Here is a 21118-nt window from a genome sequence, read left to right as displayed (position 1 = left end):
TGAGCGTAGCCGAAGGGCGCAAAAAAAAAGAAACCAGTCATTTAAAAAAATCCGGGCACTTCGGCTCCGCTCAGTGACCGATTTTTTTTGCTCCCTGAGCGCAGCCGAAGGGCGCAAAAAAAAACGCGATCAGTCAACTTCAAAATCGGGCACTTCGGCTCCGCTCAGTGACCAATTTTTTTTTGCTCCCTGAGCGTAGCCGAAGGGCGCAAAAAAAAAGAAACCAGTCATCTAAAAAATCCCGGCACTTCGGCTGCGCTCAGTGACCGATTTCTTTTCGAGCTCCGCTCAGTAACCGATTTTTAGTTTAGAATTTCGTCTCTGATAATTCTACTAATGCATCGTAAAAATTCTCACAAGCATTCTCGTTAATGAAAAAAGATAATGTAGGTTCAATCAACTCTAATTCCATCAATAGAAATTTTCCATCATCGGTTACAACTCCATCTACTCTTGCATAAAGTAAGGGTTCTGCAATACTGCTTAACAATTCAGATGCCTGCATTAAAATAGCTGCATCAGGTTGTATCACTTCCGCCGTTCCTCCAAATTGCGTCTGCACCCTGAAATCGCCGTGCTTTGCTTTTTTACAAATGGCATGACTGAATTTTTTATTAAAGAAGATGAATGACAATTCTCCTTTGGTAACAATTTCTTCCACAAAAATCTGAACAATCACATCACCGGTTTTCAGTAATTCTGCAAAACGTATTTCGTCGGAGGCAACAGTATCAATAGTTGTAACCCAAGTATTGTAAGCACCTCCGGAAATAACCGGCTTCACAACAGCTTTGCTCCATCCGCTTTCTTCCATTATTTTCTTTAATGTCTGCTTATCATTGCGCGAACAAATAACATAGGCTGGCAGCAGCACACCCTTACGCCTGAAATCATTAAAATAATGTTTGTTCTGATTCCACCTTACTACCGAGAGCGGGTTTAACACGTTGCAGTCAAGCGCTTCAAGCTTATCAAGCCATTGATCAAACTCATGCGGCCTTTCAAAATAATCCCACATCGAACGGAGTATGATGGTATCAAACTGCTGCCAGTTGATCGTTTTATCATCCCACTGCACAGGACTTACAGTAATATTTTTTTGCACTAAATAGTGCATCAACAGTTGATCGTCCTCCGTCAAATCAGGAAATTTGCTATAGGTTACAAAAGCTACCTGCATGATTAATTTGTTTGATTATTATTTAATGATGCAAAGTAAAAAAGATGGAGAGAGAAAAAAGTTGCCATAAGACAAGTAATGAATTACTTCATTTTTCTTCTTATCCTGCTCAGTGATGTAGGAGTTACACCAATGAACGAGGCTAGATATTTTTGCGGGACTTTTTGCAGGTAAGCAGGTTTATTCAATAAATCTTTATAACGTTTTTCGGCAGCATCTCTTTGAAGAGCAGTAAACCGGTCGATGAGATTCAATACAACGTCTTCTAAAAATAGCCGCATCATCTCCTGCACCTTCGGTTGTGAATGGTACAGTTTATTCAACTCTGTTTTGGGAAGGAACAAAATTTCACTGTCTTCAGTGGCCTGCAGAAAATAGTTGGTTGGTTTTCCGCTGAGAAAACTGGAAATTTCAATGGCCGATGAATGCTTAAAAGAAAACCAAACAGATACTTCAACGCCATCTGCAACATAATACAACCTGAGACAACCTTCTTCCACAAAAACCAGGTCCTTACAAATCTGTCCTTCACGTAAGAGGAATTCATTTTTCCTAACAGCTTTTACTTTAAACTTATTGACAATGCTATCCATTTCTCTGTTGCTGAGTACAACATAATCTGAAATGAATTTTCTTAACGCTGCAGTCATAGATCTATTTAGATGATCGCAATAATAATCAAATCATCGGGACGGTTTTTCATGCGACTACCTTGCTTGAGCTAAGTATTCTTACCAATTACTGTAAGTTATTTTATTTTCTATTCCGGATCAGATAACGCAACTGAAACGATAATGTCTTGTTGGTAAAGCTTTCTGCCATACAGCTATATGGATAAAAGTATAAAGAATTACCACCCACCGTATAAGACAAGCATGCCTGCATGTGATCGTTGAGTTCAGCACCGATTACAGAAGTGAATTGCAACTCCCGTGGCGTATAGCCCATCAAATCATTTTTGCTTTCTTCTATAAAATTGTTGGTATAATTCATTTCCGGGTCATGAGAATAGGACTGTTTCGCCTCAGCACGAATGGTGTAAGAAGGCACCATTCCAAATCCTGCAAAGGGATGCATTTTTTTGATCCGGAAATGATAATTCAGCGTTACAGGCATTTGCAAATAGGCAAACTCATAATGACGTACATTCTTATAGTAATACCAGAATTCCGTAGTTTTCTCAGGATCATTGATATACACTGTTTTCTTGCCGGATTGAGAATAGATAACCTGTAAATCAAGTGAGAGATGCTTCCATTTCAATTGAGAAAATATTCCCGCCGTAACTCCAAAAACAGGATGAACCCCGAAGGAATGATGCTCTTTTGTCTGACTTTCATAATAGCACTTATTATGATAAACTCCTGATGCATTTATGCCTGCTACAGGGCCAAAATTGAACTCCGCCTGTGCAAAAGATTTCATCACAGTTAAGATCATCACAACAATGAACAGTGCTAAACAATTAATTTTCATCTCATCATTTGTTGGGTTAGGTTAGCAATTACTAAAAAAAAGAATTATTCTTAGATAGTGACACTTTGAATTCCCGAATAGCTGTGGTAAACCTATTCATATCTATCAGTTTTTTATTCAAAGATGTATTTCAATCTGAATTCGCTGCTTTTCAAAAAGTTTGCTGCTTCGTTGTAGAGACCGAATTTTTTCGACACCACTCAGCGGCCGAATTTTTTTTGCTCCCTGAGCGCAGCCGAAGGGCGCAAAAAAAATACACGATCAATCAACTTCCGAAATTCGGGCACTTCGGCTGCGCTCAGTGACCGAATTTTTTGCTCCCTGAGCGCAGCCGAAGGGCGCAAAAAAAGCGATCAATCAACTTCCAAAATTCGGGCACTTCGGCTCGCTCAGGCTCCCAACCCCCCCCCCCCCGGGGGCCCGGCCGTGACCGAATTTTTTTGCTCCCTGAGCGCAGCCGAAGGGCGCAAAAAAATACACGATCAATCAACTTCCAAAATTCGGGCACTTCGGCTGCGCTCAGTGACCGAATTTTTTTGCTCCCTGAGCGCAGCCGAAGGGCGCAAAAAAATACACGATCAATCAACTTCCAAAATTCGGGCACTTCGGCTGCGCTCAGTGACCGAATTTTTTACTTAAAAAAACAAGCATTTCCTGTCTGGTGTACGATCTGCCTGATTCAACACTAATGCTTTCCTGATGAGGTAATAATAATTGTCTTCACTAAATAACGAAAATATCTTGTTCATGTAAAAATGCTTATGCTGGTAGAAACCCACCAACCATGACAATTGTCATTGTTAATCTAGAGCATAGTTTAGAATTTTACAATCTTCAAATAAATAAGTCTGCTACATTAACAAATTCAAAAATTAATACTATGAAAAAGATAATCCCCTTGATCGCTTTCTTGCTGATGGCTTCTAGCTATTCTTTTGCAACTTATTCCACTGACTGGATCAAACCAGCCGACAGTTATCTTAAAACCGGTTCGATGATTGCCCACGACAAATCAGATAACGTAGTGGTAGCCGGCTATATACAAGCTCAGAATACTTACACACGCAAGTATGATAAGTTCGGGAACTTCTTGTGGGAACGGATCTCTACTTCGGGTATTTCAGGCAACTATGAAAAACCTGTTTGGATTAACTGCGACAAGAACAAAGATATTTATGTTGTGGGCTACAGATATACATGGGGTTCTTCCTGGGAATATCCCAATGCTGTTGTTGTGCTGAAATACACTTCAACAGGAACTTTGCTGTGGAAAAAAAATATTGATCTCAGTTATATTGTAGGCAGCTCAACAGGTATGAAATTCAACTTGCGCAGTGAACTCGATAAAAACGGAAATCTGTATATAGGTACAGCAGGCACCAGTCCCGCAGGTTTTGTTTTGATGAAACTTAATCCGGCCGGTACAGTGTTGGTAAACACCACTGTCAACCTTGGAACTATTCACGGATTTGCATCCATGCGGTTAAAAAATAATTTAGTGATAGTGACAGGAACGTCTGAATATGTAGCTAACCTCTCGATAGTAGCGTGGGATACTGCCGGTACATTTTTATGGAGCAAATATCTTACAGGTTACTCGGGACAAGATGTTGAAATTGATGGTAATGGAAACTCATACATTCTCACCAATTATCCGAATCAGGTGTCAGCTAACAGTGGCATGGATATGATCATTTATAAGTTTAATGCTGCCGGCGTTCAGACCTGGAAGAAGAGTTATGATTTTGGCGGTGAAGAAACAGCGAGGAGTTTCACATTGGTTTCCACCAAGTTAAGTGTGATTGGTTATGGCAATCTAAATGCTTCCTATTTTGACTGGGTAACCTTCCAGGTAAATAATAGCGGCAACATGTTATGGAATGCACGATACAACCAAACCACCGGTAATGATGAGGCGCCGGGCGCCCTTTCTGCAACGGCCAATGGAGAAGTTTTTGTAACCGGGAAAGGCGGTCCGATGTTTACACAATCCAATGGCTCATCTTACCTGCGAATGATTACTTTGAAATACAGCAATAGCGGAGCAATACAATGGATCGACTCCGTAAATATTTATTCAGGTTGGGGCATCGCATCTACGCTTGCCAATGACAGCAGTCTGTTTGTGTTAAGCGGAACGAATATGACCGCCTTCCATTTTCTTGATCACAATGGTACAGGAACATGTAGCATTCCAACCAACTTAAAGGCCAATAACATTACAGACACAACTGCCAAGGTTTCATGGGCGGCTGTGGCTGGTGCCTATCTTTACCATCTCCATTATAAAACGAGTTCAGCCGCAGATTGGACTACTATCACAACTGATCTTACTTCCATCAAAATAAAAGCACTTACAGCAGGCACTTCCTATAATTATGCAATAGAGGCCGTCTGTAGCAGTGGACCTTCGGGCTTCTCTAATACAAAGAACTTCACCACTAAAGGTACGGGTTATTGTAGCGTGGGCGGTCTGGATGCATCACTCGAATACCTTTCTCTGGTTTGGATTGGCGGTATACAAAACAGTACCGGAAATAATAATGGCTATGGAGATTTCACAAATCTTAGTACTAACCTGATTCAGGGTTCTATTGTAACCGGGTATCTATCGGCAGCGTTGCCATTTGGACTCACCGAGAATTACAGTATCTGGATTGACTATAACCATGATAATGATTTTACAGATGCAGGCGAACAGGCAGTAAATATTTCTTCTGATTTCCTTGGATGGATTGGTGTGAATTTCAACGTTCCAGCAAATGCTACACCTGGCTTAACCCGCATGCGTGTAATGATGATATTTGGTGTACCGCCTTCTCCATGCGGATCCTATGCACGAGGTGAAACAGAAGATTATACAGTGAATATTGTACCTCCGAAGTCCGGTGTTACCATTGAAGGCATCAGTGAAACAGGAATTTCCAATAATGTAAAGGTCTATCCGAATCCTGCTACAAACATTATCAATGTGTTGTTGAATGGATTTGAAGGAATGGTTAATCTTCAGGTTTTCGATCTTTCAGGAAAGGAGTTGTACAGGCAATTATCAGATGAAGCAGATCAAACACAGTTTGATGTTCACGAATTACTACCTGGACTATACCTCGTTCGTGCCACAGATGAAGCAGGAAATATTTCTATAATTAAATGGGTGAAGGAATAAATCAGGATTTTTTTGCTCCCTGAGCGTAGCCGAAGGGCGCAAAAAAATACGCGATCAGTCTACTTCAAAATTCGGGCACTTCGGCTGCGCTCAGTGACCGATTTTTTTTGACTTCATACAGCAGCCGGGACTTTTTTGCTCCCTCAGCGTAGCCGAAGGGCGCAAAAAAATACACGATCAATCGACTTCCAAAATTCGGGCACTTCGGCTGCGCTCAGTGACCGAATTTTTTGCTTCCTGAGCGTAGCCGAAGGGCGCAAAAAAATACGCGATCAATCAACTTCCAAAATTCGGGCACTTCGGCTGCGCTCAGTGACCGAATTTTTTTGGCTGCACTCAGTGACTGAATTTCAGAAGCCGATTTTCTTCCTAACTTTCGCCCCTTCCAAAAATAAATTCTCATGAACAGGATTTACATTGTTACGATCATCTTACTGGTGATCGCGCTGATTTTCGCCATACAAAATATTGCCACGGTGTCACTTCACTTTCTGTTCTGGAAATTTGAAGGCTCGATGTCACTGGTTACCATCGTAATTTTTGTGGTTGGATTTGCCGGAGGCTGGTTGCTGGAAACCCGGAAAGTCTGGATCAAAAATTCACAATTGAAAACGGTTCAGAAAAAACTTGATGAGCTCCAGAAAACGTTGCATGCAAATAGCGCAGGCAGCAGTAAATAATGTGCTGCGTCCGGCCTAAATGGAATGACCGGTTTTATGAAATAAAGGAATCATCGTACATAAAGAATGGATTATAACAGAATAAGGGTGTTGATGTTGGGATGGGAATTTCCACCAATTCTAACCGGTGGACTTGGCCCTGCATGCTACGGATTAGCGAAAGCACTCGCCAATTTTGTAGAAATTAAAATCATCCTTCCAAAAAGTGATCTCCACTTCAAAATGAAAAGGGTAAACCTCATCGGTCTCAATCATTTTGATTATGATGTGGCCACGGGTGAAATGGTGGTGGATGACTTCCGGAAATTTCTCGCCGCTGAATTTATTGATGAGCTGAATCCGGATCATGCGGACTTACGCATACCGTATGCAGGCAATGATGTGGTGGGTGAAGAAGTGAAGGCATTATTCAATCAGCAGGAATCCTATGGACCCGACATCATGCGCAAGGTCCGCGCGTATGCGGAAATGGTCAATCAGTTGAGTAAGAAAATTGATTTTGATGTGATCCATGCGCATGACTGGATCACTTTCCCTGCTGCTGTTCAATTGAAGAAGAAAACCGGTAAGCCTTTGTTGGTGCATGTTCATTCACTTGAAACAGATCGGGCGCATACAGATGCGCGCAATCCTGTTTATCACATCGAACATCAGGGCATGTTAAATGCAGACCGTGTTTTGCCGGTAAGTGCATACACGAAATCAACCATCATCAATCATTATGGAATTTCCGCAGAGAAGATTTTTCCTGTTTACAATGCTATTGAAGATAACAGCACTTATAAAGTAGCAAGAACCGACCATGAAAAAAGGATACTTTTTCTCGGACGCATCACACGTCAGAAAGGACCCGAGTTCTTATTGGAAACCATGATAAAACTCTGCAGCAAAATGCAGGAGGCAAAATTTATCGTTGCGGGAAATGGTGACCAGTCAGATTGGTTGAAAGAAAAAGTGAACGAAGCCGGACTTAACCGGCAGGTAGAATTTACAGGCTTTATCAAACGCGATAAAATTTCAGAGCTGCTTGCTTCCGCTGACGCTTATTTTATGCCATCCGTTTCTGAACCATTTGGATTATCTGCGTTGGAAGCCGCGCAGTTTAATGTTCCCTGTGTGATTTCAAAACAATCAGGCGTGAGTGAAGTGCTCCATAATGTTTTAAAAGCTGATTGTTGGGATACTGATAAGTTCGCGAATTATCTCTATTCCGCTTGTAATTACAAAGGATTGCGCGAAACCATGATAAAGCTCACAGCGAACGATGTTAAGAATATCAGTTGGGATAATTCTGCACGCGAAGTGTTGAAATCATACAAACATTTAGTGGAGTCAGCTAAGGAAGTTGTAGAATAAAGCGTTCTTATTAATTTACAGATACTATGTCGAAACGAGGCAAGAAAAAGAAAAAACTTAAAATCAAAGAAAAGGCAAGCGATGTTGAAAAAGTATTTGATCCCGTTACAGGTTTCACGGTGCCGGTGTATGCATTGAATGAAAACCTGGCAAATATATTTATTGACTCCATGGCAACCGGCAACAATACCGGGGAATCCGGTGTAATTAAAAGTGTTGAAGAAAAAACAGCAAACCTTACTTCAGCAATTCTTCCCGCTGAATTAATAACCCTATCGCCTGCAAGAAAAGCGAATGAGCTGCCCGGAACCTCCGTTTGTTTTTATTTCCAGGTACACCAGCCATTCAGACTTCGCAATTATAATTATGATCAGATCGGTCATGATCATTACTATGAAAACTACGATATGAACGTAGAGATTCTGAATAAAGTGGCAGACAAATGTTACCTCCCGACAAACGCAAAAATTCTCGAATTGCTTTTGCGGCACAAGGGAAGATTCAAAGTGGCCTACTCTATTTCCGGAGTGGCCCTGGAGCAATTTGAATTGTACAGACCCGATGTGATTCTTTCTTTCCAGGCATTGGCTGCAACAGGTTATGTAGAAATGCTCGACGAAACCTATTATCATTCACTCAGTTTCCTGTATTCAAAAGATGAATTTGACCGGCAGGTGAAAATGCACCGTGAAAAAATAAAAAAGCTTTTCAATCTCGAACCTGCCATCTTCAGGAATACGGAACTCATTTTTAACAACGATCTCGCTGCGCATGTTGCTTCACTTGGTTACAAAGGCATGTTGTGCGAAGGCACCGATCGTTATCTTGTAACACGCTCACCTAACCAGGTTTATACTGCACCCGGTGTTGAAAATTTTTCATTGTTGTTGAAAAATTACCGTTTGAGTGACGACATCGCTTTCCGTTTCAGCAATCACAATTGGGAAGACTGGCCGCTTACTGCCGATAAATTTTCGAAGTGGCTGCATGACCATGCCGGACAGGCGGAAACCATCAACCTGTTTATGGATTATGAAACCTTTGGTGAACATCAATGGAAAGAAACAGGCATCTTCGATTTCCTCGATAATCTTCCGGAAATGATTCTCGATCATCCTGATTTTTATTTCCGCTCTCCTTCAGAAGTAATTTCCAATCATCCTCCGCGTGATGTATATGATGCACCTGAATTCACCAGTTGGGCTGATGAAGAACGCGATCTTTCTGCCTGGAATGAAAATGAATTACAGCGGGAAGCACTTGAAAAAATTTATGCACTGGAACACGCCGTAAAAGCAACGGATAATGAAGACCTTTTAAAAGTGTGGAGCAAGCTGCAAACTTCCGATCACTTTTATTATATGAGCACCAAATTCTGGGCTGACGGCGATGTACATAAATATTTTTCTCCTTTTCCTTCACCTTATGATGCCGGCATTTTTTATATGAATGTGATCAGTGATTTGGAGAAGACTATTCTGGAACAATAAGGCAAGACCTTTTCAAAGTTTATTTCACTTTGGAAAAGTTAGTAAAACAAAATCAGCGCTACTTCTAATTTTAGGGCTCGTAAAATCTCAATTATTTATTCAGATATAAATTTGAAGCAAGACCTTTTCAAAAGTCAAAAACTTTGGAACGGTCCTATCTTATTGAAAAAAAATTACCTACTCAATAAATATCACCTTTCCCGTTTTAACAGTTTCATTTCCGTCGCGAAAACGATAGATATAAGGTGCAGCTACATTTAAAAAAGAGGAAGCATTCAAAGAACTTCCGTCAACAGGCAGGCTGATCAAAGTTCGTCCCAGGAAATCAATAATTTCCAATCGCAATGCTGTATACTGATGTATATCACAATCCATAGTCACACTCAGCATTCCTGAAGTGAGCGTCGGATGTAAAGCGATGGCACAATCTTCCACGACTGTCTCTTCCACAGCAGTTGGTACATTGCAATCTTTACTGAGTGCATACAAATCGGAACCAAGCGTTACTGAGCTGAAGATGGTAGTATTAAGATTATCCATTGGAAGAATAGCAACGGTATTTGTTCCAAGATCATAAATCGCCATTTCAGGATATCCGGGATTACTTTGCTGAACAATAAAATAAAGCTTGTTGGTGGGTGGATTGAACACCATATTCGCACCGATCAGATTCGCAAAAAAGTCGGTGGTGAGGTAAGTGAACGCTCCGGTTTCCGGATCTACCTTTACAATGCGCAGGTCGCCAAGAAAATTGTTGTTTGCAAAAGAATCAAGGTCGTAATCAACTCCATAAAGATTTCCATCATTTGAATTGTACGTGAGTGATAGTTGTGAGATGTTAAAATCCGGCTGCGACAGCGTGGCTGACGAAACAGTGTTGCTGCTGATGTCGTAGGTAATAATCTCGCTCGACGATGCATAGTAATTGTAATAACCAAGGTAAATCTGCTGGTGATTTACTGTTACCACATTATCGAAGCTCCACCAACTGATTGGAAATTTTGCAAGCTCCGTTACTTCATAGGAAACAGGATCCACTTTTGCAAGATGTGTTGAATCTTCCCAGGGGGCCTTGTAATGCATAAAATAAATTTGTGCATCAGCACAATTGTAAAAAGTACCGTTGATGTTTCCGCCAATTGTTACAGAACCGGTTTGGCCATTTCCCACTGAATCCACTGTAAACAATTCACCTAATACTTCTCCGGTAGTGAAATCAATATCCTTTAAATACATATTCAGAGAATCTCCAATTACTTGTACATATCTTTTGTGCACCGGATCAATAGCATGATCACCAAAGGCATAATATTGTTCGCTGAATTGGCTCCAGGTTGCCAGTTCGTTGGTGGCAGTATTGTATTCTGCCAGACCTTTGTAAGTGTTGGGCGGATTACTTTGAGAAAAAATGCTGAAGCCATAAAGAAAGCCGTTCGTTTGTGCTTCACAGCAGCAGGCAAAAACACAAAGCAATGGAAGAAGTACAATTCGTTTCATGCAGTAACAATTTTCGAGAAGTGAATGATTCCCGAAAGCTAAACATTTGATTTGTTATTCTTATGCTGATTCATCAGTGCAGGAACCAATAAACCGATCATCCGCACACTCAGCTTTACAAGAAATGCTTCCGATAATCAGCGTCTGCGTGGCAGTTGTAAAGGCTGATCAAGTCTCCTTTAATAAAAAGATTATCTGTAATGAATTCGAAAATGCAACTGTAACAAGCTAACTTTACAGTAGTCTGAAAAGCAAATTTTCCGGCTTTGGCAGGTGAGTAAAACTATCATTAATCTCATCCTTGATCTTACTGCAGGCCTTCTTTTCCTGGCAATGATTCTTACGGGTTTTATCATCCGGTTTCCTTTACCTCCGGGTACAAATAAAACAAGAATGCTTTGGGGACTTGCCCGTCATGAATATGGCGTTATACATTACTGGTTCAGCATTGGCTTGCTCGTTGTACTCTTCCTTCACCTGATACTGCATTGGCAATGGTTAACATCAGTAATCGGAAGAAGAATTTTGGGAATAACAACGAACCATAAGTCTACTGTTCGCGCAGGTCTTGTAACCGTCTTCACAATTATTGCTTTGTTCACTGCATTCGCTTTTGCAGCTTACCGATCAGTAACAGATGCTTCAGGCAAAGTAGTGTGCAATGCTGCACTGCCGTCCAATAGTAGTACAGGAATCACCCCGGTTGCAGAAGTGATTGCTCATACCAAAATAGATTTCCGGAAAGACGTTTATCCTATTATAGAGCTGAATTGTATCATTTGCCATGGACCCAGGAAGCAACTTGGCGGTTTTCGCGCCGATATCCGTGATAACTATTTTGGGAAAAGCGGCATGGAAGCCTTCATCATTCCGGGCAATAGCAACAAAAGCATTTTGATAGAAATTGTTTCCGGTAAAAGACCCGACATGAAATCTGCTGAAGCACACCTGCTTCCCAAAGAAAACATCCTTACGCTTGAGAAATGGATTGATGAAGGAGCCGACTGGCCGCATGAATAAGATACTGATTTAGGAAAGCTAAATATCTGATTTGTCATTCTGAACGCAGTAAAAAATCTGCTTTACTTTTTGTGATTCTTCGCTGCGCTCAGAACGACAATTCCAAACATCATTTACAAGAAGCGGCACAAAAAAACGCTACGCCATTTCCGGTTCTTTCTTCCTGTTTTTATCCAGGAATTTCTCCAGAAGATCAGGCAGTTTTTCAAACGTCGCGGTTAATCCTTTGGAAGTGCGCGTAGGAATAAACTGAATTTCATTTCCTTTCGTAACCAGGAACCCAACCGGTCCCATTCCCAATCCTGCGCCGCCACCTGCACCTGTTCCTTCTCCTTCCTCTGAACTCCTTGCTTTGCCTTTTCCTTCTCCGCCGCCGCCGCCGAATCCCAGTCCGACAGACATTACGGGAACGCAGGTAAATTCACCTAATTTAAATTGCTGGCCAATGATGGTTTCAGTTTTTGCTTCTGATTTTAAAAATCCGGTCATTTCACTGAGCATCTCATTTAGATTGTTCATTGTTTTGAGTTTTTACTTTGTGAATTGATTGTGAAAATATGCCCATGCTATGCGGGCAAAATTGTTTTCTATTTGTAGCACCAATTCCGTATCGCCAAGAAAATTGATGCTGAAAGATTTTCCTGTTTTCCTGCTCAGCCAATAAAAGCCGGGAAATAAATAGCCATTCAACTGCATATTGCCGGAATCAAACGAAAACCGGCACTTGTTTACTTTAAAACTTCTTGTGATCGACAATATCTTTTTGAAAGAAAACATTGACTGTTTTCTTTGTGATTTTTTCTTTGATGCCTTTTTTATTTTGGGTTTTCTTTCCAACAGCAGATCAATTTGCTTCTTCCAACCTGCAATACTTATTTCAAGCTGCAATGAACCGTCCGATACCAATAACCTGCCGCTTGCAAGGCGATGAAACCTTACAATGCACAAGTCTTTTCTGCTGTCAATATCAAGGAAGAAGGGAGCAAATAAAAGATAGGCAAGTAGAAGAAGAAATAGTGAGAATATCGCGATCAGCCATATCATAGACTGAGATTTAAGACTGCATAATTACGGCAACTTGCAATTATAAAAAATGATATCCGTCAGTTGTTAATAGCAATTTCATAAAGTAAAGAATGAAAAAAATCACTCCCACCTGAACACCTTCACGGCAATAACATAAGCTACCAAACCGCATATGCCTAATGCAGCAAGGTCTTTCCATACATCCAATAAACCTGCACCTTCAAATGAAACTTTGCGCATCGCATCATTCAAATACGTGAGTGGAAGGATTTTAGGAATGGGTTGCAGCCAGGATGGAAAAGCATCTGTAGAAAAAAAAGTGCCCGCCAGTAAAAATTGTGGTAAGGTGATGATGTTGGCAATCGGTGGCACTGCAGATTCATTTTTCGCAATGCCCGACACTATGAACCCGAAGCCCATAAAAATAAATAACCCAATGAAAGAGAGAATTAAAAGATCAATAAAAGTCGTGAGTCCGTGAACCAGTGTGAAACCAAATGCGAAATATCCAAGGATCAGAATAACGGATGAAGTAAGGAGCGAAAAAAGTACCCTGCTTAATCCTTCTCCAATAATAATGTAAGGTCTTTTTATAGGTGTCGCAAAAAAACGTTTGATCACCAATGTCTGCCGGAGACTCAGAAAGGTAAAAGCAGTTCCAAACACGCCGGTGCTTAGTAATGAAAAACCGAGCATGCCCGGTAAAATAAAATCAATGGCTTTATACTCTCTTCCCGGTTGTGGTTCTTCCTTGATTTCCGCGAGCATTGTCTGTGGATGCATCATGGTGAGCGTTCCTTTATCAACCATTGATTGCAACATACTAATCAGTAATGCCGCATTACGCGATGATGCGGAAGTTTTAACATGAATAAAAACAAGTGGTCCATCGCCTGATGTATTTGGCTGTAGATTGAGGATCCCATCAATGCGGCCTTTGTTCAGATCTGCAAGTAATTCCTGATCCGGTTCATTGGTGATTAGACTGAACTGAGGATTTTTTGCAATGGCATGATAGAGTCCACTGGTTGTATCACAGGATTGTTCAACACCAACATCAAGCTTAAATCCATTGTTTCCTACAAACCCAAATACCAAAATAAAAATCAGCGGAAACGCAAAAGAAAAAACTACAGCCGACGGACTGCGAAAAATGCTTCGCAGACTTGCTTTGGTTACGGCAAGCATTGCACGGATCTGGCTGTAAGGTTTCGGCATTGAAGAGTTTAAGGGTTTAGATTGTTTATGTTGTTTCCTTAGTCGTTAGTCCTTAGTCGTTAGTCGTTAGTCTTTAGTCTTGTTAGAAAATCCTACCTTATTTGTCCCAATTTAATTCCTAATTCCTAATTCCTTTACTCATCCCGCCATTCCTTTCCCGTCAATCGTAAAAACACATCTTCAAGGTTTGCTTTCTTCACTTCTTTCTTTCGTTCAAAACCGGAAGCCACCAATTCATCGATCAGGTGATCAGGCGTATTCAAGGCATTGATACGGCCGCTGTCAATGAGTGCAACACGTTCGCAGAGTTGTTCGGCTTCATCCATATAATGCGTAGTAATCACTATAGTAGTTCCTTTACTGCGCACTTCCCGAATAAGGTCCCAGAGATTTCTGCGTGCCTGCGGATCAAGTCCTGTAGTGGGTTCATCCAAAAAAATAATCTTAGGCTGATTGATGAGCGTGGTGGAAATAGAGAAGCGCTGTTTCTGACCACCGCTTAATTCTTTGTACCTGCTTTTTGCTTTCTCTTCCAAACCCACCATTGATAGCATCCCAGGTGCATCAACTTTTACATTGTAAAGACCGGAAAACAATTCCAGTAATTCCAACAGATTCAGATTTGGATAGTATCCTGCTGCCTGCAGTTGTACACCAATGATTTGCTTGATCTCATTCTGATCTTTATCTACCGACAAACCATCTATTGAAACATTGCCGGAGGTTTTTTCACGCAATGTTTCCATGATCTCCAGCGTGGTGGTTTTGCCGGCACCGTTAGGTCCTAGTAAACCGAATATTTCGCCCTCATATACTTCAAAACTAATTCCATCCACTGCACGGAAAGTTCCGTAGTCCTTTACAAGGTCTTTAACCGAAATGATGACTTTGTTGCTGGTGCTCATTGTTTAAAATCTGCTCAAAGATAGCGTTGAAATGAAAAAGCAATGATGGAAAATCACTGGTGCAGACCATTTAATAACCAGAAACTGAGCAATCATCAGCTTGTTCTTCGGTTTAGCTGCAACCATTTGGCCATTTAACAATTTAACCCCTGGCAATAATGAGCCGGACTCTTCAATTTTTGTTGATATGAATACTAAGTACCGGAATAGGTGAATCTGAAACCACGGCGCGGGAAATAGATCCAAATAACATTTCACCCAATTGTGATTCCTGACCGGACACGATCATGATCAGGTCGGCATTCATTTTTTCTGCATGGTGCAAAACGGAGAGTGAAGGCGATTGATTTCTGATGATATGAGCTGTATAAGGTATCCCTTCCTTTACCAACAACTCTTCTACCTGATGTACTTTTCTGTCTACTGCTTTCGCATCCACCACAAACTCCTCAAAGAAGGCAGTCACTGCCAATAAATGAATCGTGCTGCCGAATAATTTGGCCCAGGCAATAGCAATATCCAGTTTCATGGTCGACTTTGCGCTGCTGTCAATAGGTAGCACAATGTTTTTAAAACTTTTTTTCGAGGGTTCATTTCTAAGTGTAATAATAGGGCACGTTGCATTCTGCATGGTTCTGTAAGCATTGGAACCCACCATAAACTTTCCGATGTTGGTTACCCCTGAAACACCATGTGTTCCCATTACGATCAATGAAATTCCATCTTGTTTTACGATCTGCTCGATTTCTACATGTATTTTTCCATGTGCCACTCTTGTTTCAACACGAACACCATTGAGCTGTTGGTCCATTCCAACAATTTCATGCATCTTCTCTTCAATTCCCTTTTCCATGATATTGTTGAAATCAACTGTGGCATGAAGCATGGTATTCTGCATATACGATTCGAAAACATGCAGTAATATGATCGTTGCATTCGTCTTACTGGCAATCAATCCCGCATATTCAAGTGCCAGCAAGGAGATGGCAGAAAAGTCAGTCGGTACAAGGATTTTATTGATAACCACAGGTGAATGGTTTTGCTCGCTCATAATTATTTGGGATGAATTACATTTAGATTCGCAAATGTAACAACTGCCTTCAATATGACAACTATACCCGAATCCGAATTAATACTTAATGCGCGTGGCGCCATTTATCATCTTGATCTTTTACCGGAAGAGATTGCTAACACCGTTATTACAGTGGGTGATCCACACAGGGTTAAAGAGGTTTCAAAATATTTTGACCGTGTGGAAATAACCAGGCAGCATCGTGAATTTGTCACCCATACGGGATTCATCGGTAACAATAGGATGTCTGTAATTTCAACAGGAATTGGTACCGATAATATTGATATTGTAGTGACAGAGCTGGATGCATTGGTGAATATTGATCTGCAAACACGCAAGATCAAAGAAAACCTCACGCCCATGAACATCATTCGGATAGGAACTTCCGGCGCTTTACAGGCTGACATTGAGATCGACAGTTTTGTGGCATCTGAATTTGCCATCGGAATGGACAACCTCCTTAATTTTTATCACCTGGAGCATCCGCCATTTGAGAAAGAATTATTGCTTGGCTTTTTAAATCATGTGCAGGATAATCACATCGCTTTCATTCCCTATGTTGCGGGAGGATCATCATCATTGATTTCTAAATTCCAGGGAATTACCCACAAAGGAATTACCGTAACCTGCCCGGGATTTTATGGTCCGCAGGGAAGAATGTTACGTGCTGAACCGGCATTCCCCGATTTGATTGATCACTTATCTTCATTCACCTTTTCCGGTCATCGCATCACCAATTTCGAAATGGAAACATCTGCCATCTATGGCATGTCGCGACTGCTCGGTCACCAGGCTGTTTCCCTAAATGCCATTGTCGCGAACAGGATGCAAAAAAAATTCAGCAGTGATTCGCATAAAGCAGTGGACCGGCTGATAAGGGCGGCGTTGGAATTGTTGGTGGAGAATTGAGAATTAGGAATTATGGGACGAATGAAGTTTCATCTGGATATTATTCAGCAATATCAAAATGAACTGGAAAACAATGCAGCAATAAAACAATGGTTCAAAACAAAATCAGAATTGGGTTTGGACGCGTAAGCGAATATGCTACACGATATACAGGTTAAAACCATGTTGAATAAAACCAAACGCCGCGACAGTTGGTTTTTGGATGATTATACTATTAACCCATATAGTGGTTGTTCTTTCAATTGCCTGTATTGCTATATCCGCGGAAGCAAATACGGCATTCACATGGAAGAAAAGTTGTCCATTAAAAGCAATGCGCTGGAAGTGCTGGAAAAACAATTGCAAAACCGTTCGAAGAAAAATCAGCATGGTATTATTGTACTTTCATCTGCAACAGATCCTTACCTGCAATTTGAAAAAGAAACTAAACTCACACGTGGCATTCTTGAACTGATCCTGCAATACCGGTTCCCTTTGCATGTAATTACAAAATCTGATCTTGTATTGCGCGATCTTGATCTGTTAAAAGCTATTGGCGAAAATGCGTTGCTGCCTGCCGATCTCGAAGAAAAATTATCTCATAAAGTATTCATCACGTTTTCCTTTTCCACCATTGATGATCATGTTGCAGGAATTTTTGAACCCGGCGCCACTCCACCTTCTCTCCGTCTTCACACATTACAGGCAATTCTGAATGCAGGCCTTGCAAGTGGAGTAAGCCTGATGCCTTTGCTTCCTTATATTTCAGATACTACAGAACACCTTGAATTGATGTTCTCAACGTTTAGCAACTTAGGAATAAAATATATTTTTCCTGCAACAATCACGCTGTTCGGCAATACCCCTTCCGACAGTAAAACACTTGTATTTCGTGCGATAGAAAAGCACTATCCTCATTTGATGGAGAAATATGAAAGGCTCTTTGCTGACGGTACACAATTGCCTGCATACTATCGTGAAGCGTTCAGTAAAAAAACAAACACATTGTGTGCAGCATTCGGAATCAAGAATCACCTTTCCTGATCATTAAGGATTTGCATAGTTCTTTAGCTCCACCTTCTGTTTTATTGGAGTATTAAAAATCACACTGGTCAGAACGCCTGCAATCACCAGTATCATGCCGGCAAGGGAAACCCATCCATACGTTTCACCAAAAAACATATAGCCAAAAAAGAGTGCATACAAAATACCAAGATAATTGAGCATGGAAATGCTGGAAATTTTTTCTTTTTGCAAGGCCTGCGTAAGGTTGACCTGACCGAGTTGTGTACAAACGCCAATCAGCAAAAGGTACAGCCAGTCAAGTCCCTGCGGAGTTTGCCAGTTAAAGAGCATGAAGATAAATCCTGCCACCACGCCAAAAATCTGGAAATGCAGCACCACCACCAATGGATGTTCACGTTGCTTCAGACTACGTACCATGTTATAAGCCAGCGCAGAAAAAATGGCAGAAAAAATTCCCACAAAAAGATAAAACATGGATACCCTTTCATCAATGCCTTTGATCAATGCAATGCCTGAAAATGAAACTAAAAAGAATAACCATTGCATCCATTTTACGTGTTCTTTCAAAATAAAGATGGCTGCAATGGTTGTAAAAACCGGCGACAGGTATTGAATGGTGACTGCTGTACCCAACGGCATGTGGTGAATCGTCATGATAAACGCGTACAGGGAGACAGTACCAAACAAGCCACGCAACAACAATAATTTTCTGTTACTGCCCATCCAGTGAATTTGTTTTTGGTGCAGACTGATAAAACACCAAAGCATTGGTGTAAGGCACCTGAAGAATACAACTTCCATTTCCGGAAGGTGATTGACTTTACGAATAAATACATTCATAATGCTGAACCACAATGTGGCTGCCAGCATATGACGGGCAGCTCGTGAGATCAATGGTCGTGATAATGCAGTTTCCAAAGTGAGGCAAAAATATCATTCTTGAGTCAGGTGTGATGTTCAATTGGTTGAAGTTGATTTGATGGAACGCCCTGAGTTTGCCGAAGGGTAGTTCAATTTAAATCAGTCATTCGATGATTTTGCATATTATTCTGTAAAATTCATCAGTGAATAGTCGTTGGATAACTTGTAAAATTTTAAATCAGCAACTTCCTGCTTTATTCTAATAGTATTATTGATTCACAATTCCTGTTAGATCGAAAATTCTTTAGCTTTGCGCCTTCTTTTAACAACCTACGCATGAAGAAATACAACTTTTATTCAGGACCAGCTATTCTCCCTCCATCTGTTTTCGAACAGGCCTCCAAAGCGGTTATTGAACTGGATCATATCGGATTATCACTTATTGAAATCTCACACCGTAGCAAAGAATTTACGGCCGTATTGGAGGAAGCGCAGCAATTAGTGCGGGATCTTACTGGAATTGGAGATGAATATAAAATCCTCTTTTTGCAGGGCGGTGCAACCATGCAGTTTTGTACCATTCCGTTCAATATGCTCGACACGAATGAAACTGCAACGTATATGGAAATTGGTTCTTGGTCGAAAAAAGCGATTAAAGAAGCAAAACTCTTTGGCAATGTGAATGTGGTTGCCTCTTCCTCCGATAAAAATTACACTTACATACCGAAGGGATTTACTGTTCCTTCCGATTCGAAATATTTTCATATCACGACCAACGAAACCATTCATGGCAGTCAAATGAAATTGATTCCTGACTCACCTGTTCCTTTGATCGGGGATATGAGTTCTGATATTTTTTCAAGGGTGTTGGATTGGAATAAATTTGACATGATCTATGCCGGTGCACAAAAAAATCTGGGCACTTCCGGAGCAACACTGGTGATAATGAAAGAAAGTCTGCTTGGAAAAGTAAGTCGCCCGATTCCAACCATGCTCGATTACCGTTCGCATATCAAGGACAATTCATTGCATAATACACCGAGCACTTTTGCACTTTACGTATGCATGCTTACACTTCGCTGGTTAAAAGAGAACGGTGGTATTGCGGTGATGGAAAAACGCAACCAGGCTAAGGCAGCATTACTGTATTCGGAAATTGAAAGGAACTCCCTTTTTGAAGGCAATGTAGCCGCTGAAGACCGTTCGCTGATGAATGTGACCTGGATCATGACCGATACATCACTCGAAGAAACTTTTGGTCAGTTTGCCAAAGAAAATGGATGTATCGGCATCAAAGGACATCGTTCAGTAGGTGGTTTCAGGGCATCTATTTATAATGCCATGCCGGATGAAGGCGTTGCTAAACTTATCAGCATAATGCAGGAGTTTGAAGCTACACATATGAAAAAGTAGTTGGTGCTCCAGTTCATCGTTTCACTTTATTTTTTATGCAAGCCGATCCTATTTGTACCACCTGCGATTCTAAAGATTGTTTCGTAAACCGGTTTGTGATAAGTGAATGGAAAGAAAAACTGGCGGTCAATAAAACGATTCAGCTTTATAAGTCAGGCACTGTAATTTTTACAGAAGGTGAACCCGTTTCAGGAATCTATTTCATCTATTCCGGAAAAGTTAAAGTGTATAACACAGGCCCTGGTCAGCGTTCGCAGATTGTACGTCTTGCAAAAAGCGGAGATATACTCGGACATCGTGGATTAGGTTATCCTATGATTTATCCTATCAGTGCCAGCGCAATGGAAGATTGCACTATTTGTTTTGTTAAAACAGTTGATTTTTTAGGAGCCTTGGAACAGAACCCTGCCCTTGCCATCAACTTGCTGATGTTCTACGCTGCTGAACTGCGCCGCGCGGAATATAAACTCCGCTCACTTTCGCAGATGACTGTAAAGCAAAAACTGGCAGATGCACTGCTTACCGTGCAAGAGATTTACGGTACCAAAACACGAAACGGAATTAAAGTGCTGGCCGTAAAATTATCCAGGCAGGATTATGCTGATATCATTGGTGCATCTTTGGAAGAAGTCATCAGGACCTTCTCACAATTTAAAAAAGAGAATGTGCTCGTGCTGGCAGGAAAATATATCTCCATCAAAAAAGAAAAAGAGCTGGAGAAATTATTGAAAGGATTCAGGAATATCCTCCTTCCATAACGCTTCCGTCTTCTGACTTTAGAATTATTTCATACAAAAAACATAATCCTTTGGCTATTTTCGCAACTGACGAAAAATGAAACGGA

At 41.0% G+C, this 21118-nt stretch carries 19 protein-coding genes; 9 read left to right on the top strand and 10 right to left on the bottom strand.

Translation table 11 applies throughout. The annotated features are described in order from the left end of the window. Positions 1–307: 307 nt before the first annotated feature. The 3 genes from IPO83_14390 to IPO83_14380 form a co-directional block, all read right to left on the bottom strand. On the bottom strand, positions 308–1180 hold the full coding sequence (locus tag IPO83_14390; protein MBK9732440.1) for a hypothetical protein: 873 nt from the start codon (positions 1178–1180) through the stop codon (positions 308–310). Between the two features lie 83 nt (positions 1181–1263). After that, complete coding sequence (locus tag IPO83_14385) at positions 1264–1830, bottom strand: Crp/Fnr family transcriptional regulator (GenBank protein MBK9732439.1); 567 nt, start codon at positions 1828–1830, stop codon at positions 1264–1266. 103 nt (positions 1831–1933) lie between these two features. After that, complete coding sequence (locus IPO83_14380; GenBank protein MBK9732438.1) at positions 1934–2656, bottom strand: outer membrane beta-barrel protein; 723 nt, start codon at positions 2654–2656, stop codon at positions 1934–1936. A gap of 880 nt (positions 2657–3536) precedes the next feature. Between IPO83_14380 and IPO83_14375 the strand changes: the two genes are divergently transcribed. From IPO83_14375 to IPO83_14360, 4 genes are all read left to right on the top strand, one after another. Further along, the gene (locus tag IPO83_14375; GenBank protein MBK9732437.1) at positions 3537–5822 is read left to right on the top strand and encodes a T9SS type A sorting domain-containing protein; all 2286 of its coding nucleotides are present in this window, start codon (positions 3537–3539) and stop codon (positions 5820–5822) included. Between the two features lie 401 nt (positions 5823–6223). Next, positions 6224–6502 carry a LapA family protein gene (locus tag IPO83_14370; protein MBK9732436.1) on the top strand — a complete coding sequence of 93 codons (279 nt, stop codon included), beginning with the start codon at positions 6224–6226 and terminating at the stop codon, positions 6500–6502. A 66-nt stretch (positions 6503–6568) separates the two neighbouring features. Next, complete coding sequence (locus tag IPO83_14365; protein MBK9732435.1) at positions 6569–7858, top strand: glycosyltransferase family 4 protein; 1290 nt, start codon at positions 6569–6571, stop codon at positions 7856–7858. Between the two features lie 170 nt (positions 7859–8028). Beyond that, the gene (locus tag IPO83_14360) at positions 8029–9348 is read left to right on the top strand and encodes an alpha-amylase (protein MBK9732434.1); all 1320 of its coding nucleotides are present in this window, start codon (positions 8029–8031) and stop codon (positions 9346–9348) included. Positions 9349–9525: 177 nt separating this feature from the next. On the opposite strand, the gene IPO83_14355 is transcribed toward IPO83_14360, so the two are convergent. Beyond that, complete coding sequence (locus IPO83_14355; GenBank protein ID MBK9732433.1) at positions 9526–10845, bottom strand: hypothetical protein; 1320 nt, start codon at positions 10843–10845, stop codon at positions 9526–9528. Between the two features lie 273 nt (positions 10846–11118). Here IPO83_14355 and IPO83_14350 point away from each other — a divergent pair, with 273 nt between their 5' ends. Further along, the gene (locus IPO83_14350) at positions 11119–11865 is read left to right on the top strand and encodes a DUF4405 domain-containing protein (protein MBK9732432.1); all 747 of its coding nucleotides are present in this window, start codon (positions 11119–11121) and stop codon (positions 11863–11865) included. A 138-nt stretch (positions 11866–12003) separates the two neighbouring features. Here IPO83_14350 and IPO83_14345 read toward each other — a convergent pair whose 3' ends face one another. The 5 genes from IPO83_14345 to IPO83_14325 all read right to left on the bottom strand — a co-directional run bounded on the left by IPO83_14345 (position 12004) and on the right by IPO83_14325 (position 16065). Further along, entirely contained in the window at positions 12004–12384 is a 381-nt protein-coding gene (locus IPO83_14345; GenBank protein ID MBK9732431.1) for a GerW family sporulation protein, read from the bottom strand. Between the two features lie 12 nt (positions 12385–12396). Beyond that, the gene (locus IPO83_14340; protein MBK9732430.1) at positions 12397–12909 is read right to left on the bottom strand and encodes a hypothetical protein; all 513 of its coding nucleotides are present in this window, start codon (positions 12907–12909) and stop codon (positions 12397–12399) included. A 102-nt stretch (positions 12910–13011) separates the two neighbouring features. Continuing rightward, the gene (locus IPO83_14335; protein MBK9732429.1) at positions 13012–14109 is read right to left on the bottom strand and encodes an ABC transporter permease; all 1098 of its coding nucleotides are present in this window, start codon (positions 14107–14109) and stop codon (positions 13012–13014) included. Between the two features lie 134 nt (positions 14110–14243). Continuing rightward, positions 14244–15014: an ABC transporter ATP-binding protein gene (locus IPO83_14330; GenBank protein MBK9732428.1), complete on the bottom strand. Its 771-nt coding sequence runs from the start codon at positions 15012–15014 to the stop codon at positions 14244–14246. Between the two features lie 172 nt (positions 15015–15186). Next, complete coding sequence (locus IPO83_14325; protein MBK9732427.1) at positions 15187–16065, bottom strand: universal stress protein; 879 nt, start codon at positions 16063–16065, stop codon at positions 15187–15189. A 54-nt stretch (positions 16066–16119) separates the two neighbouring features. Here IPO83_14325 and IPO83_14320 point away from each other — a divergent pair, with 54 nt between their 5' ends. After that, positions 16120–16995 (top strand): nucleoside phosphorylase, encoded by an 876-nt coding sequence (locus IPO83_14320; protein ID MBK9732426.1) that lies wholly within the window; start codon positions 16120–16122, stop codon positions 16993–16995. Positions 16996–17130: 135 nt separating this feature from the next. Continuing rightward, complete coding sequence (locus IPO83_14315; GenBank protein MBK9732425.1) at positions 17131–18018, top strand: radical SAM protein; 888 nt, start codon at positions 17131–17133, stop codon at positions 18016–18018. Positions 18019–18021: 3 nt separating this feature from the next. Here IPO83_14315 and IPO83_14310 read toward each other — a convergent pair whose 3' ends face one another. Continuing rightward, the gene (locus tag IPO83_14310) at positions 18022–18918 is read right to left on the bottom strand and encodes a DMT family transporter (protein ID MBK9732424.1); all 897 of its coding nucleotides are present in this window, start codon (positions 18916–18918) and stop codon (positions 18022–18024) included. Positions 18919–19197: 279 nt separating this feature from the next. Between IPO83_14310 and serC the strand changes: the two genes are divergently transcribed. Together serC and IPO83_14300 are read left to right on the top strand one after the other, a co-directional pair. After that, positions 19198–20274: a 3-phosphoserine/phosphohydroxythreonine transaminase gene (gene serC / locus IPO83_14305; protein MBK9732423.1), complete on the top strand. Its 1077-nt coding sequence runs from the start codon at positions 19198–19200 to the stop codon at positions 20272–20274. 35 nt (positions 20275–20309) lie between these two features. Beyond that, the gene (locus IPO83_14300) at positions 20310–21032 is read left to right on the top strand and encodes a Crp/Fnr family transcriptional regulator (protein MBK9732422.1); all 723 of its coding nucleotides are present in this window, start codon (positions 20310–20312) and stop codon (positions 21030–21032) included. Positions 21033–21118 lie beyond the last annotated feature (86 nt).

It is taken from the genome of Chitinophagaceae bacterium (genome assembly GCA_016717285.1).
GTDB lineage: Bacteria > Bacteroidota > Bacteroidia > Chitinophagales > UBA10324 > JACCZZ01.
The sequence above is the reverse complement of the archived record's forward strand: the minus strand, read 5'-3'. Positions and strand labels throughout refer to the sequence as shown.

Coding starts and splice junctions, on each gene's coding strand:
- IPO83_14320 (MBK9732426.1), top strand. CDS start 16,120: ATGACAACTATACCCGAATCCGAATTAATACTTAATGCGCGTGGCGCC.
- IPO83_14340 (MBK9732430.1), bottom strand. CDS start 12,909: ATGATATGGCTGATCGCGATATTCTCACTATTTCTTCTTCTACTTGCC.
- IPO83_14325 (MBK9732427.1), bottom strand. CDS start 16,065: ATGAGCGAGCAAAACCATTCACCTGTGGTTATCAATAAAATCCTTGTA.
- IPO83_14330 (MBK9732428.1), bottom strand. CDS start 15,014: ATGAGCACCAGCAACAAAGTCATCATTTCGGTTAAAGACCTTGTAAAG.
- serC (MBK9732423.1), top strand. CDS start 19,198: ATGAAGAAATACAACTTTTATTCAGGACCAGCTATTCTCCCTCCATCT.
- IPO83_14370 (MBK9732436.1), top strand. CDS start 6,224: ATGAACAGGATTTACATTGTTACGATCATCTTACTGGTGATCGCGCTG.
- IPO83_14335 (MBK9732429.1), bottom strand. CDS start 14,109: ATGCCGAAACCTTACAGCCAGATCCGTGCAATGCTTGCCGTAACCAAA.
- IPO83_14345 (MBK9732431.1), bottom strand. CDS start 12,384: ATGAACAATCTAAATGAGATGCTCAGTGAAATGACCGGATTTTTAAAA.
- IPO83_14365 (MBK9732435.1), top strand. CDS start 6,569: ATGGATTATAACAGAATAAGGGTGTTGATGTTGGGATGGGAATTTCCA.
- IPO83_14315 (MBK9732425.1), top strand. CDS start 17,131: ATGCTACACGATATACAGGTTAAAACCATGTTGAATAAAACCAAACGC.
- IPO83_14390 (MBK9732440.1), bottom strand. CDS start 1,180: ATGCAGGTAGCTTTTGTAACCTATAGCAAATTTCCTGATTTGACGGAG.
- IPO83_14380 (MBK9732438.1), bottom strand. CDS start 2,656: ATGAAAATTAATTGTTTAGCACTGTTCATTGTTGTGATGATCTTAACT.
- IPO83_14360 (MBK9732434.1), top strand. CDS start 8,029: ATGGCAACCGGCAACAATACCGGGGAATCCGGTGTAATTAAAAGTGTT.
- IPO83_14300 (MBK9732422.1), top strand. CDS start 20,310: ATGCAAGCCGATCCTATTTGTACCACCTGCGATTCTAAAGATTGTTTC.
- IPO83_14385 (MBK9732439.1), bottom strand. CDS start 1,830: ATGACTGCAGCGTTAAGAAAATTCATTTCAGATTATGTTGTACTCAGC.
- IPO83_14375 (MBK9732437.1), top strand. CDS start 3,537: ATGAAAAAGATAATCCCCTTGATCGCTTTCTTGCTGATGGCTTCTAGC.
- IPO83_14355 (MBK9732433.1), bottom strand. CDS start 10,845: ATGAAACGAATTGTACTTCTTCCATTGCTTTGTGTTTTTGCCTGCTGC.